Source organism: Sporolactobacillus nakayamae (assembly GCF_900113325.1).
Lineage (GTDB): Bacteria > Bacillota > Bacilli > Bacillales > Sporolactobacillaceae > Sporolactobacillus > Sporolactobacillus nakayamae.
The window spans coordinates 81,596-96,332 of sequence record NZ_FOOY01000004.1 but is presented as its reverse complement, the minus strand read 5'-3'; the positions used below and the strand labels follow the sequence as shown (position 1 = coordinate 96,332).

Here is a 14,737-nt window from a genome sequence, read left to right as displayed (position 1 = left end):
AAATTATCAGCGCTCAGGCAAAAGAATCAGCGTTCAGGCGAAATTATCAGCGCTCAGAGAAAAGTATCAGCGCTCAGGCAAAAGAATCAGCGCTCAGGCAAAAGTATCAGCGTTTAGGCGGAATTATCAGCGTTCAGGCAAAAGAATCAGCGTTCAGGCGAAATTATCAGCGTTCAGACAAATTTATCAGCGCTCAAGCAAATTAATCAGCGTTCAGGCGAATTTATCAGCGCTCAGAGAAAAGAATCAGCGCTCAGGCAAAAGAATCAGCGCTCAGGCAAAAGAATCAGCGTTTAGGCGGAATTATCAGCGTTCAGAGAAAAGAATCAGCGTTCAAGTGAAATTATCAGCGCTCAAGCAAAAGTATCAGCGCTCAAGCAAAAGAATCAGCGTTCAAGCAAAAGAATCAGCGCTCAGGCAAAATTATCAGCGCTCAGGCAAAAAAATCAGCGCTCAGACAAATTTATCAGCGTTCAGAGCAAAGTATCAGCGCTCAAGCGAAATTATCAGCGCTCAGAGAAAAGAATCAGCGCTCAAGCAAAATTATCAGCGCTCAGGCAAAAGAATCAGCGCTCAGGCAAAAAAATCAGCGCTCAGGCAAAAGAATCAGCGTTTAGGCGGAATTATCAGCGTTCAAGCGAAATTATCAGCGCTCAAGCAAAAGAATCAGCGTTCAAGCAAAAGAATCAGCGTTCAGGCGAAATTATCAGCGCTCAGAGAAAAGAATCAGCGTTCAGGCAAAAGTATCAGCGTTCAAGCGAAATTATCAGCGCTCAGGCAAAAAAATCAGCGTTCAGGCGAAAGTATCAGCGCTCAGGCGAAAGTATCAGCGCTCAGGCGAAATTATCAGCGCTCAGGCAAAAGAATCAGCGTTCAGGCAAAAGTATCAGCGTTTAGGCGGAATTATCAGCGTTCAGAGAAAAGAATCAGCGCTCAAGCAAAAGAATCAGCGTTCAGAGAAAAGAATCAGCGTTCAAGCGAAATTATCAGCGCTCAGAGAAAAGTATCAGCGTTCAAGCGAAATTATCAGCGTTCAGGCAAAAGAATCAGCGTTCAGGCGAAATTATCAGCGTTCAGAGAAAAGAATCAGCGTTCAAGCGAAATTATCAGCGCTCAGAGAAAAGAATCAGCGTTCAAGCAAAAGAATCAGCGCTCATGCACTTTTGTTCTCTTAGGTTAAACTTCCCACGGGTTCGGTTCAACTTTCCACTCGTTAGGTTGAACTTTTGTTCTTCGGTTGAACTTTTCCTCTCTTCGGTCTAACTTTCCACGGGTTCGGTCTAACCTCAAACTCGGCTGCTGTCCTGATTTAGCAGGTGACCGCCCATCTGTAGTTTTTTCGTACAGGTTGTTGCACATCTCACGTCAATTGATTAACAGATAAAGCCCAAAATTTTATGTACAACAAAACATAGCCGATAAAATTCAATCGGCTATGTTTTCACGTTAAATTCGTTTAATGAGCATGAGAATCGGTATGTGATTTCGGACGTTTGCAAATAAGAATAACGCCCGAAGTGTCAACTTCGGGTTTCATTTCTTACTTTTCCACTTTTTCATCTACAATCGTTTCCTCTTGTACTTCCTCCGTATCATTTGTAGGAACGGCTTCTTCCTCCTCCGGCATGCCGTTCATCAGAATCAGCCGCTCGCGAATCTTGCTGGCAAGACTGGAATTACGCTGATCGACATCGTTGCGGCTGATCGCCTGATTAAAAGCCTGCTCGTCCCCGCATAGAACAAGCGAATCCTTGCTTCTCGTCACCGCTGTGTAAATCAGATTACGCTTCAACATCCGGTGATAACCTTTGACTATCGGCAAAACCACGATTGGAAATTCGCTTCCCTGCGCTTTATGAATGGAACAGCAGTACGCAAGTGTCAGTTGATTCAAATCATGCTTCAAATATTTGACTTCGATCGAGTCGAATGTAACAATGACCGTTTCTTCCTTATCCGTTGTCTCTTTCGCTTTGAAAATGGCGGAAATTTCGCCGATGTCACCATTAAATACATGTTCATCCGGGTTATTGACCAGTTGCAATACTTTATCGTGTACACGGAAGATGTGATCACCATAGGTCAATTCTCGTTTCTGCTCGTCGGCAGGGTTGAACAGCTCTTGAAGTGCCTCATTAATCCGCTCAATTCCGGCATTGCCGCGATAAATCGGCGCGAGTACCTGAATGTCCTTCGGGTGATAGCCTTTTTTTTCGGCGGCAGCTGCCACTTGACAGATGAGATCGACCACCTGATTCTGGTGACATTTAAAGAAACGGCGGTCACTCTTCGGTTCGGTAACGTCGGATAACGCGCCTTCTTTAATTTCGTGAGCAAGCTCAATGATCGAGGATCCTTTTGCTTGCCGGAAAATATCCGTCAAACGAATCACAGGAATCGCGTCAGACTGGATCATGTCACTGAGCACCTGTCCCGGACCAACCGATGGCAGCTGATCCTCATCCCCAACAATGACAACCTTCATCTCTTCAGGAAGTGACTTGAGCAGCTGGTTTGCAAGCCAGATATCCACCATCGACATTTCGTCAACAATCAGCAGCTTGCCCTCAATCTGATTATCCTCATCATGCGCGTAGCCTGCGCCGCCGTTCCATCCCAGCAGACGATGGATCGTTACAGCCGGCAAACCTGTCGACTCCTTCATCCGCTTCGCAGCGCGACCGGTCGGTGCCACAAGCAGAACCGGATAGGGATGATCATCGTCATAATCCTTAGGCTCGAGCGAGTAGCTGTTCAATTCCGCATAGACTTCGACAATGCCGCGGATAACCGTTGTTTTCCCGGTTCCGGGGCCGCCCGTTAAAATCATAACCGGTGATTGAATCGCCTCACGAATCGCGCGCTGCTGACTGTCCGCATATTGCATCGACAGCTTGTCCTCCACTTTTCCCAAAGCTTTAAGAAATTCACTCTCGGAGAATTCTTCCTCAGACTCCTGCTCCACTAATTTCTGGATCCCGGTCACGATTCCTTTTTCCGCATAATAAAGTTGTGGAAGATAGAGATGATCCCCATCACGTACCATTTTTCCATCTTCCTCAAGAACGTCCAATTCGCGCGCCAAATCGTCTTCGTCAATTTCATCCTTGGCAGATAATAGTTTTTGCACCTCGGCAACGGTTTCCTGCTCGGGCATGAACACATCACCGTCATTCATCGCCCGCTCGTTCAGCCAATACAAAAAAGCGGCTTGAATGCGGTCCGGATGATTCCCGGAAATCCCCAGACTCGCCGCAAGTTCATCGGCTCGCTGAAAACCAATTCCTTCAATATCTTGAATCAATTGATAGGGATTTTCCTGAATCACATCTAAACTCTCATTACCATAGGCTTGATAGATTTTCATCGCAATCTGCGACCCGAAACCAAAGTCTGAGAGTCCGATCAAAATCTTCTCAAGGCCCTCGTTTTTCAGCAGGATGTCTGAGATCATCGAACTTTTCTCCTCATCCAATTTAGGCACTCGGTTTAGGCAGGACGGATCATTTAATATCTCGGAAATCGCGTTTTCCCCGAGCTCGCCAACAATCGCTTCCGCTGTCTTCTTGCCGATGCCCGGGAACAGATCGCCAGACAGATAGTTCACGACACCTGATCGTGACTTAGGCAGCTGTTTGCGATAATTCTCCACCACATACTGTTGTCCATATTTCGGATGTGTTTTCAGTTTGCCCGCAAATTGATAGGTTTCATAGAGATGGACAGCGGGAAAGTAGCCGACCATTGTAATCTCTTTTTCACTGATTGGTTCATTGGTTTCATCAATTTTTACGATCATCACCGTATAACCGTTCTCACTGTTCTGAAAAACAATCCGGATCGGCTCGCCTTTAATCGAAGTCGTGTGATCTGGAAAAAGATCCATGGTCGCCTGTTCCATCTTTTCCGCCGTCCTTTCTCTCTTTTTTGCACATTCAGCAATTAGTTCGATTGCGCATCTATTGCGCGCAGTCCGTTAGCCGCAAGCATGTGACCCGGATTCAGCTCAAGCGCCTTTTTGAACGACTCGCGCGCTTTATCCTTATTATCTCTGAAAGCAGCGATGACGCCAAGGTTATAATAAGCATCCGCGTGGGACGGTTGAGCCTTTATAACGGTTAAAAATTGCGTTTCAGCCGTATTCAGATCGCCAAGCTTCGCTAATGCGAGCGCATATTGAAAATGCGCCTCCAAATCATTGCCGTTCAATTCAACCGCACGCTGAAAAGCTGCGAGCGCCTGGCCGCTATGACCGAGTTCAAGTGCGGATCGGCCGATCATATAGAATAAATCTCCATTGTTTACACCGTTGTTTTGGGCATCCGCAAAGCGATCCATCGCCTCTTTATATCGTCCGAGTTCAAACAACGCGTTGCCATAGCCAAATGCCGCAGATCCATATGCATGATTGAGAGAGAGCGCCTTTTCGAAAAAAGCGAGCGCTCGAGAACTCTCGCCCATCGCAATGAGCAGATTGCCGAAATTGGTGTAGCCCTTCGGATCTTTCGGATGCTCTGAAATCGATTGGTCCAAAGCTGCCGCCGCCTGCTCATATTTTTTTTCTGCGATCAAATGTTGGATTTCTTCCATTGTGTGTGCCACGGTTATCATCACCAAATCTTTCTAAGTGGAAAAAGACTCGGGCTTCAGAGCGAAGCCGAGTCTGTAAAATCGAGTGCCGTATCCGTACCTTGATTCAAAATGGTCGCGATGGTTCCGCCGCCAAGACATGCATCATAATCATAGAGAACAACCGATTGTCCCGGCGTTACTGCCCACTCCAGTTCATCAAAAACAATCTCAAGCCGGCCATCATCAAGCACATGAACCGTAACCGGACGATCCTTCTGACGGTAGCGGAACTTCGCCGTGCAGTGGAAAACACGCTGCGAGGGTTCCCCGGAAATCCAATTGACATGGTCTGCAATCAATCCTTGTGAGTACAGCGCGGGATGGTCGGCGCCAGGTGCCACATACAGGATGTTGCGCTTCAAGTCCTTGCCGCAGACAAACCATGGCCCGCCCGGACCGCCGATGCCAAGGCCTTGACGCTGCCCATTGGTATAATACATGAGCCCGTCATGATAGCCTTTCCGTTCACCGTCAATTGTCCGAATCTCACCGCGATTTGCGGGAAGATAGGTGCTCAGAAACTGCTTGAAGTTCCGTTCGCCGATGAAACAAATGCCGGTGCTGTCTTTCTTTTCCGCCGTCGCCAGGTGATGCTCGCGCGCGATCTCGCGCACCTCCGGCTTTTCCAGATCGCCGAGCGGGAACATCACCTTAGAGATCTGCTCTTGAGACAACTGATTCAGAAAATACGTCTGATCCTTATTTTGATCAACGGCGCGTATCATCACCGCTTTCCCGTCACGCCTCTCCACGCGCGCGTAATGCCCTGTTGCCACATAATCAGCGCCGAGCGCCATGGCATGATCAAGAAAAGCCTTGAATTTGATTTCTTTGTTGCACATCACATCAGGGTTTGGTGTGCGGCCTAATTTATATTCATCCAGGAAATACGTAAAAACGCGATCCCAGTACTGCTTCTCAAAATTCACTGCGTAGTAAGGAATACCGATTTGATTAGAGACACGGACGACATCTTCATAATCCTCTGTCGCCGTGCAGATCCCATTTTCATCAGTATCGTCCCAATTTTTCATGAAGATGCCGACAACATCATAGCCTTGCTGCTTTAAAAGCAAAGCAGCGACTGTCGAATCCACGCCTCCGGACATACCCACAACAACCCTGGTCTGACTGGGGGATTTCGTTGTCACAGCGATTCACCAGCCTTTCCCGCAGACGTAAGCGCGCGAACCGATTCCGCGATAATCTTACCTGCTTCTCGTAATCGATCTTCTTTCATGCCTTCACCGAAACTAACGCGGATCGAGCTGCCCGTCTCCGGCGCGTTTTTTCCAAACATCGCCGTTAACACATGGGACGGTTCAACAGAGCCCGCCGTGCAAGCCGAGCCGCTTGAAACCGCCACGCCTTCCAAATCAAGTCTGGTCAGCAATGTTTCCACACGCGTGCCCGGAAAATAAAGATTCAGTACTTGCGGTAAAAAGTGTTCCGGATTCCCATTGACCTGATAAGTTACGTTCTGACCGTCGAGTGTCTCAAGGATAATCTGACGAGAGCGCAGACTTTCCTGAATCCGTTCATGAAGATGTTCGCCAACCTTCTCAACCGCGCGGGCAAGACCCGCGATTGCCGGCACGTTCTCAGTCCCTGCACGCCGCTTACGTTCCTGATCGCCGCCGTGTGTGTATGCCTGAAGCGAAAGTCCGTCACGAACAAAGATGAAGCCAATTCCCTTCGGCCCGCCGATCTTGTGTCCGGCCATCGACAGCAGATCAATCGGTGTGTCTTTTACATCCATATCTGCAGTACCGAATGCCTGCACCACATCGGTGTGGAAATAGGCTTGATGATTCGCCAATAGATGAGCGATTTCACGGATCGGCTGAATGGTGCCCACTTCATTATTGCCGAACATGATCGTCACAAGGATCGTATCGTCTCTCAACTTAGCTTTTAATTCATCAATGGATATTCTGCCTGTACGGTCGACGTCGAGATAGTCAATGTCAAAACCCTGGCTTTCCAAATAAGCGCACGTCTTGAGTACACCATGATGCTCGACTTTCGATGTAATAATATGCTTTCCTCTATGACTGTTCGCAAACGCCGTGCCGAGAATCGCGATGTTGTCGCCTTCCGTGCCGCCGCTCGTAAATACAATTTCACGGCTGCGCGCGCCGATGTACTTGGCAATCGTGTGACGCGAGTCGTCAACAATCTTGCGCGCTTGTCTCCCGAACGAGTGGATACTCGACGGATTACCTACTACATTCTGATATGTTTCCACCATAATTTGCAAAACTTCCGGATCAATCGGTGTTGTCGCGGCATGATCAAGATAAATCGGATCCACGCCCTATCACTCCTTTAATATTCCTAAAAAAACAGGGTTCATTTAACCCTATTCACGTGTCAATTAAATATAGAACATATCCGGATCCTGAACTTGCGGATCGGAATCGTAATGAATCAGATCGTCCAGCGTCGTTCCTTGAAGAACGTCACGTACCGCGTCTCTGATTTTCACCCACAGCTCGCGTTTGGCCGGATCATCGTCTTCCATGACTTCAACCGGTTGGATCGGACCTTCCAGAACGCGGATTACATCCGCCGCCGTAATTTCGCTTGGCATTTTCGACAGCACATAGCCGCCGTATGCCCCGCGGATACTGCTTACAAGGCCCGCATTTCGAAGCGGCGCAATCAGCTGTTCGAGATAGTGTTCCGAAAGGTCATGTTCATTTGCGATCGCCTTCAGCGAAAGCGGACCGCGACCTTTATTTTTTGCCAGCGCCATCATGATTGTTAGACCGTAGCGACCTTTTGTTGAGATTTTCATATCATTCACACCTTTTCAGTTATCCTATAGCATCTAACTAGTTGTTAATCGTTTTATATTCATTCATTGTATCCTTGTTCACGCACTTGCCTATTATGACTGTCCATGATCCCATAAACAGCTGCAAAATGCGAACATAGTATCCAAACTATGGTAAACTATGTTCAGACCTTAAATCATTATAGACGAAAATGCTTGGAGTTGCACGTAATCAATAAGGATTCGCACAAATACTGATAGATGAGAGGATGATCGGAATGGATCTCTTCGATCTTCCAACCGATGACCAATCCAATTTAAACGGACGCCCCTTGGCAGACCGAATGCGCCCGCAGACTCTGGACGAATTTGTCGGGCAAGAACAGATTGTCGGAAAAGGACGGCTGCTGCGCCGCGCCATTCAGGCGGACAAACTCACACCGATGATCTTCTTCGGTCCTCCGGGAACCGGCAAGACGACACTCGCTCATATCATTGCCCGCACGACATCTGCCTACTATGAACAACTGAACGCCGTAACTTCAGGTGTCGGCGATCTGCGCAAAATTATTGCCGCAGCTGAAGAACGGCTTAAATTTGACCATCAAAATACAATTCTGTTCATTGATGAAATCCATCGATTTAATAAAGGACAGCAGGACGCGCTCCTCCCTTCTGTTGAAAAAGGGACCATCATTCTGATCGGCGCGACGACCGAGAGCCCAATGTTTGAAATCAACGCCGCGCTGCTGTCACGTTCCCGTCTGTTTCGCTTCGAGCCCTTGTCCGATGACGCGATTCGCGAAATTCTCGCGCACGCGCTGACGGATAAAAAGAGAGGCTATGGTGACGTAGCCATAAAAGTCGATGATGAGGCTTTTGATCATTTGGTTCGTGTTGCGAACGGCGACAGCCGCACCGCACTGCATGCGCTCGAACTCGCTGCGCTGACGACCGACCCTGACAAGGACGGTGTCATTCACATTGACCGGAGTGTCGCTGAGGAATCCATACAGGAAAAAGTACTGCAATACGACAAAAACGGGGACAACCATTACGACACAGTTTCTGCCTTCATTAAAAGCATGCGCGGTTCCGATCCGGACGCTACCCTCTATTGGCTGGCGAAAATGATTGCCGCAGGCGAGGATCCGAAATTCATTGCCCGGCGCATTTTCATCCATGCAGCTGAGGATGTCGGTTTGGCCGATCCGAACGCCATTCTCGTCGCCAACGCCGCCGTCACCGCGGTAACCTTTATCGGCTTGCCCGAAGCGCGCATCCCGCTCGCCGAAGCTGCGCTCTACGTCGCTACCGCGCCAAAGAGCAACGCCGCAGTTATTGGCATCGACCAAGCGCTTGCCATGGTGAAAAATGAAAAAACCGGCGAAGTTCCGATCCATTTGCGTGACGCCCATTATAAAGGTGCAGCCAAGCTCGGTCACGGTAAAGACTATCTTTATCCTCACGATTTCGAAGGGGGCTATGTGACTCAAGATTACCTGCCTGAGCATTTACGCAACAAGACCTTCTATCATCCGGCACCGCGCGGCTATGAACGAACCGTCCAGAAACGGCTCGACTACTTCGCCAAGCGAGATCAGGAGAAAAGATAGAAAACAATTTTAATTTAGCTTCAACCAATCCGGATTTTTCTTGAAAATCGATCGTGTATAAAAGTCTCGCAAAATGTCAATCCTTTTTACCAATCAACAAGAATGCAAGAAGGAGCCTATACCATGACAAAAGTGAGACAAGATGCATGGTCGCATGAAGACGATCTTATGCTTGCAGAAACCGTCCTGCGCCATATAAGAGAAGGAAGCACACAGCTCGACGCCTTTGAAGAAGTGGGCGATCGTCTGAATCGAACCGGGGCAGCGTGTGGATTTCGTTGGAACGCAATCGTACGCAGAAAATATGAACAAGCGATTGAAATAGCAAAAAAACAACGCAAGCAAAAAAAACGCGCCGAGCAACGCGGGCGGGCCGTTCATCCGATGACGGCCGCGTTTCCCGTTATGGAGACTTCTACGATTCTGGATCCCCACGAAATCACTGCCGAGACGCAAAGCTTCCAGCCGGCAGCCACAGCACAGCCTAGTTCCGCTCCTGCTGAGAAGCGCCCGAACGATCTAGCCGATGTCATTCAGTATCTGCAGAACCTGCAAAGCGGCAGCGCGACGAGCGATCGAATCGACAAAGAAAATACGCATCTCAAGGAAGAAAACAACCGCCTGCAAAAGCGCGTCAAAGAGCTGGAGCAAGAACTAAAGGCATTAACCGTTCGCCAGCAAACCGTAGAAGACGATTATCAAGCGCTCGTCGGCATTATGGACCGAGCACGCCGCATGGTCGCCTTCAAGGATCAAGAAGCAACCTCAGCACCCGCCTTCAAGATGGATCAAAACGGCAACCTGGAGAAAATTGCGAAGTAAACTTCAAATAATTGAAAAGAAGATACATATACCCCCGAGTGAAAGATGGCCCGGGGGTGTATTATGTTTACACGACAATTATCATGTTGATAATTCATCAGAAGCACCATGGTATGATAAAGAATATAGTCGTTGAAGTCTGAAAACAACTGAATGAGATTGGATTTGAATTTAGTTGTTAAATGGATTTTTTCAAAATTTAGACAAACATTTCTGAACTATTTCATTTTCAAACAGTCGTGATTATATTAAACTTTAATTAATATGTTAATCTTCATCCCACCCTCTAAGAATAATCAGCATTATCTTCATCATTTTCTACATCAGTGAGAGAAGGCAAATTATGACCACTATTACCAGTATTTATGTAACCGTAATCGGAACTATTTTTGGCTCTTTTTTTAATGTTGTTGGATATCGCATCGTCAATAATGAGTCTATTATATTTCCACGATCTCATTGCCCTTATTGTGGACAAAACATTCGTACTCTTGATTTAATCCCCATCTTTTCTTATCTATTTCTTAAAGGTCGATGCCGTAATTGTCATTGTAAGATTTCACCACTTTCCCCAATTATTGAAGGACTCACAGGTCTTATGTTTCTTTGTGCCTTTTTGAAATTCACTAACTTTCATGAATTATCTACGAGTTTACTACTCATATCATTTGTCACAATTACGATCGTAACTGATCTTTCAACAATGCTGATACCCAACAAGATTATTGTTTCTTTTTTCATCATTTATTCTGGGTATCGAATTATATTTCCAATGAATCCGTGGTGGGATCCTATTCTTGGTTGCAGTCTAATTTTTCTGTTATTAGCTCTCATTGCATTCTTAAGCAATGGAGGAATTGGCGGAGGAGATGTTAAACTTTTCGCTGTTGCAGGAATTCTTATTGGTACTAAGCTTGTTTTCATCGGACTAATTTTAGCCCTATTTTCAGGTACAGTAATTTGCACCATTGCCAGTATGCTCAAACTTATACAACGGAAACAACCAATTCCTTTCGCACCATTCATTGCTATCGGCATGATTGCATCACTTTTTTGGGGAGACTATCTGTTTGGCTTATATCAGAAATATATATTATAATCTTTCTTTTTTTACTTGTCTGTACTATTAGGAATGAGTGTTCTGAGCATTTGTTTATCCCAGCTGTTATTTTGAGCATCGTAAACACCAAATAAAGAAGCGAATTCCCAGTAACCCCAACTAAACCCATACTTTTCTGCTTGTTCACGAACCTCTCTAGTCCAACGCACTCTAGACTCATAAGGCGCTTCTTTGTTAGCACCAAATTCACCCAAATATATTGAGACATCGTGTTCATCGGCCCATTTTCTCACCTTTGAAAATTTGTTCTTTATTGTATCTACTTCATCTGAGGACCCATTCCATTGCACATCATGATATTTTTGGAAGCCTAAGTATGGACTTTTTTGAAAAGTAAAAGTAGTAGGCTCGTAATAATGGAACGAGACAACTAAATGATCATCCTTTGGAATTTTCAAGGCATTAAGTCGATAAAGAGAATAGTAATTATCAGGACCTACGATGATTGTTCTGGTCGGATTTGATTTTCTAATAATCTTAATCGCCTCCGCCATGTACTTATTCCATAAATTTCCTTCAAGATTCTCTTGAGGTTCATTCAAAACTTCAAATATTAGACCGGAAGGATAATTCTTGTACCTCTCAGAAAGCTGTTGCCAAATACGCAAGAAACATCTATGATACTTATCAGGATTTTTCATTATTTCTTGGAAGTGGTGTAAGTCCAAAATAATCGTTAACTTCTGAGAGAGGGCTTCTTTGATATATCCATCAACTTGCTTCATAAACACTTCATCTAAAACATTATTAGGGTTATCCTTGGCATAATCTGAAAAACGCACAGGCAATCGAACAGAATTGAAACCTGCCTTTTTAATAATTTTAAAGTAATCCGAATTCATCTTGACATCCCATGGCTGATTACGCGGAGCATCTAATGCGTTACCAATATTCATTGAACGTAATTCCAATGGACGTTTTTCCCCCGTTTTATTCCGTATGAACCAAGTTAGAGAAACAGTTGTTAAAAGAAGTACGCATATGAGAAACATGATAATCATCAATCGGACTTTATTAACCTTCATTAGTCATGGACACCCCCCATTCCAACAAATATGATCAAAGGCTACTAAAAAGGAAAAAATTCATTTGTTAAGTTTTGCGGGTAGACAGACATAAATACGTAATCCAATTTATTTTCTTTGTTAATTAAATTTGGAATACTGTCATGATAGTATCTTGGATCTACTAAATAGACATTTGAACATACATTTGCCAAAAATGCAGCTAAAGGAACTGATAGAGAATCCTTAATGAATAACACCTTTGGACCATTTGGATTTTGTTTATTAGTTATGTGCACCAGTCCGTGGTTTCCATAGAGGTAAGAAAAATACTGATTAGATTCAAGAGCGAATAACTGATCGCTACCCTTTTGATAAAAAGGTCTTGCATTAATTAAAGCTTCTTCAAAACGCCCTTGTGTATGAATCTTATAATCCTTATCATTGATACGGAAATCAAAATCAGTTTTAAATTTCGGGTAAATAAGCGTAAAATCATCAATTCCTGCATAGAGAGGGCCTGCTTTTGTCCCCATTGATCCTAAATAAGAATGTTTATATGTTATCTGATTATAATTTTTTAAATTAGTATAATATTTATGTTGATCCAATTTTGCATTATTTTCGTGATTCAAATAACCTACTAGTTGTTGATAAGCCCAAAATGCCGTTTGAATTTTCCAGTGATGATCTGTTTTGTAAAATAATTGATCAGCCGGAATACCGCTTTTCAACAAATTTTTTCTAAAGTCAAAAGTTTTTATTTCATGTTTTCTTACAGACTTAAGGTAATTGTCCGCGGTTTCATTCGCATATGAGTAAGGTATCCCTTTTGGAAACTTAGTGTAACCCCTTATATATTTATCAGGTGGCATAAGCGCGATTACTTGAGTTTTTTTATTATCAATTTCGTTCTTTAATCGTGCAAGACGATCTGCTAGATCGTTCACTTTATTAGCTCCTGTAGCGAAATAAGTATAATGTAAACTACCTTCCGTATCTTTCACTACTTCGAAATTTGACTCTTCATTTTTATCCATTAGTTTTTGCAAATAGCCAAAACCATCAATCATCTTATATTTTCCCACTATATTATCATCTATTATTGAATTTATAGCATTAATATTCGATTTTAAAGATGTAAGCTTCATGTTAACAATGGTATTTTTTAGTGGTTTAAGAGCAAATGAAAAATTAATGACAGCGTATGAAAATAAAATAATTAGAAAGAGTATTGATGTTATTAACCGTACAATAAAATATCTTTTCATAACGCTGCTCCTTAAAATTGAAAATAAATAAAGGGATTATAATTTCCTTTTACTAGATAGGTGACGGACACGACAAATAATCCAAGAACGACAAGTGGATACATTATCCCAACAGTCGTGCTAATTACAGGATATTTTTGATCCACAATTATTCGATTTACACGTTTAGCTATTGGTGCACACAGAATCAAAGCGATAATAAAAAACACAAAATATTCCTTAACAAACATAAAGGCCATATCGCTCCAAAAACCTCCATGTCCAAACATTGAACCCAGATAATTGCCTGCTGCTTTCAAATTCTCAGCGCGGAAGATGACCCAACCGATAATAATGATGAAAAGCGCATATATATGTTTCACAAAATTATTTTTTACTAATTCATCAAAGCGGAATAGTTTCTCAAAAGCGATACATATAAAGTTAAGAAGCCCCCAAAAAACAAATGTCCATTCTGCGCCATGCCAAATCCCTGTTAAGGTCCATACTATGAATAAATTTCTCACTAGTTTATCCGTACTGTCTACACGTGAACCGCCAAGTGGAAAATAAACGTAATCTCTAAACCACGTGCCGAGTGAGATATGCCATCTTCTCCAGAATTCAGAAATAGATCTAGAAAGATATGGATAATTAAAGTTTTCCTCGAACTCAAATCCAAACATTAGCCCTAAACCAATAGCCATATCGGAATAAGCAGAGAAGTCAAAGAAAATTTGAAAAGTATACGCAATGGCTCCAAGCCATGCAAGGGTGACAGGTATTGACGAATGCGCACTCAATGTAAATATGTGATCTGCAACTATTGCCATGTTATTTGCAATAAGGACTTTTTTTGCCAGCCCCGTCAAGAATCTACAACAACCAACAGAAAATTTTCTCCAAGTTTCTGTTCTATTAACAAACTGGTCCGCAATAGTATTGTAGCGAACGATCGGTCCAGCAATTAATGCTGGAAAAATAACAATATAAAGGGCAAGGTAAATTATATTCTTTTGAACGTTGACTGTCCCTCTGTATACATCAATTATGTATGACAAAGCATGGAATGTATAAAAAGATATTCCAAGCGGTAATACAATTTCAGGAATAGGAATGTTTAAATGTGCTCCCAAATTAATATTGCGAAGTACAAAATCCAAATATTTAAAGACAAAGAGTGTGCTAAGATTTCCTGCAATAGTTACTATTAATAATGTTCGAGACCAAGATCTGCTTTTTTTTGAAAGATTAATGAAAACGCCAAAAAGATAATTAAATAAAATTGATGCAATCATTACAATGACAAAACGTGGTTCTCCCCATGCATAGAAAAACAAACTAGCAAACAAGAGCACAATATTTTGTAATGTCTTTGAAAAACTACTAACAAAATATAAAACTAAAACGGCTGGAAGAAAATAGAAAATGAAAATAATACTTGAAAAAAGCATAACAATCCTCCATAAACCTCACTGTACTTTTGAATGACTTTTCTGCACCTTTATAGCTTG

12 protein-coding genes are annotated in these 14,737 nt (G+C 43.6%); 4 read left to right on the top strand and 8 right to left on the bottom strand.

The window, feature by feature from the left end:
* Positions 1–1,180 (top strand): hypothetical protein (locus tag BM003_RS02715; protein ID WP_177184597.1); only part of this gene is annotated, 1,180 nt, incomplete at its 5' end.
* Between the two features lie 360 nt (positions 1,181–1,540).
* On the opposite strand, the gene recD2 is transcribed toward BM003_RS02715, so the two are convergent.
* The 5 genes from recD2 to cymR form a co-directional block, all read right to left on the bottom strand.
* Positions 1,541–3,901, bottom strand: a complete 2,361-nt coding sequence (recD2, locus tag BM003_RS02710; protein ID WP_093669861.1) for an SF1B family DNA helicase RecD2 — start codon at positions 3,899–3,901, stop codon at positions 1,541–1,543.
* 41 nt (positions 3,902–3,942) lie between these two features.
* Positions 3,943–4,611 (bottom strand): tetratricopeptide repeat protein, encoded by a 669-nt coding sequence (locus tag BM003_RS02705; RefSeq protein ID WP_177184596.1) that lies wholly within the window; start codon positions 4,609–4,611, stop codon positions 3,943–3,945.
* Positions 4,612–4,646: 35 nt separating this feature from the next.
* The gene (mnmA, locus tag BM003_RS02700; RefSeq protein WP_143128423.1) at positions 4,647–5,783 is read right to left on the bottom strand and encodes a tRNA 2-thiouridine(34) synthase MnmA; all 1,137 of its coding nucleotides are present in this window, start codon (positions 5,781–5,783) and stop codon (positions 4,647–4,649) included.
* The gene (locus BM003_RS02695; RefSeq protein ID WP_093669857.1) at positions 5,780–6,946 is read right to left on the bottom strand and encodes a cysteine desulfurase family protein; all 1,167 of its coding nucleotides are present in this window, start codon (positions 6,944–6,946) and stop codon (positions 5,780–5,782) included. The genes mnmA and BM003_RS02695 overlap by 4 nt, the downstream gene beginning before the upstream one ends.
* Before the next feature lie 63 nt (positions 6,947–7,009).
* A complete protein-coding gene (cymR, locus tag BM003_RS02690) occupies positions 7,010–7,432 on the bottom strand; it encodes a cysteine metabolism transcriptional regulator CymR (RefSeq protein WP_093669855.1) in 423 nt (140 codons plus the stop codon).
* Between the two features lie 257 nt (positions 7,433–7,689).
* Here cymR and BM003_RS02685 point away from each other — a divergent pair, with 257 nt between their 5' ends.
* From BM003_RS02685 to BM003_RS02675, 3 genes are all read left to right on the top strand, one after another.
* Complete coding sequence (locus BM003_RS02685) at positions 7,690–9,027, top strand: replication-associated recombination protein A (protein ID WP_093669853.1); 1,338 nt, start codon at positions 7,690–7,692, stop codon at positions 9,025–9,027.
* Positions 9,028–9,150: 123 nt separating this feature from the next.
* Positions 9,151–9,849, top strand: a complete 699-nt coding sequence (locus BM003_RS02680) for an RsfA family transcriptional regulator (protein WP_093669851.1) — start codon at positions 9,151–9,153, stop codon at positions 9,847–9,849.
* Positions 9,850–10,192: 343 nt separating this feature from the next.
* Positions 10,193–10,948: a prepilin peptidase gene (locus tag BM003_RS02675; RefSeq protein WP_093669849.1), complete on the top strand. Its 756-nt coding sequence runs from the start codon at positions 10,193–10,195 to the stop codon at positions 10,946–10,948.
* Positions 10,949–10,959: 11 nt separating this feature from the next.
* On the opposite strand, the gene BM003_RS02670 is transcribed toward BM003_RS02675, so the two are convergent.
* From BM003_RS02670 to BM003_RS02660, 3 genes are all read right to left on the bottom strand, one after another.
* Positions 10,960–11,880 (bottom strand): glycoside hydrolase family 5 protein, encoded by a 921-nt coding sequence (locus BM003_RS02670; RefSeq protein WP_177184595.1) that lies wholly within the window; start codon positions 11,878–11,880, stop codon positions 10,960–10,962.
* Positions 11,881–12,038: 158 nt separating this feature from the next.
* Positions 12,039–13,244: an alginate O-acetyltransferase AlgX-related protein gene (locus tag BM003_RS02665; protein ID WP_093669845.1), complete on the bottom strand. Its 1,206-nt coding sequence runs from the start codon at positions 13,242–13,244 to the stop codon at positions 12,039–12,041.
* 11 nt (positions 13,245–13,255) lie between these two features.
* Positions 13,256–14,677 carry an MBOAT family O-acyltransferase gene (locus tag BM003_RS02660; protein WP_093669843.1) on the bottom strand — a complete coding sequence of 474 codons (1,422 nt, stop codon included), beginning with the start codon at positions 14,675–14,677 and terminating at the stop codon, positions 13,256–13,258.
* Positions 14,678–14,737: the final 60 nt, after the last annotated feature.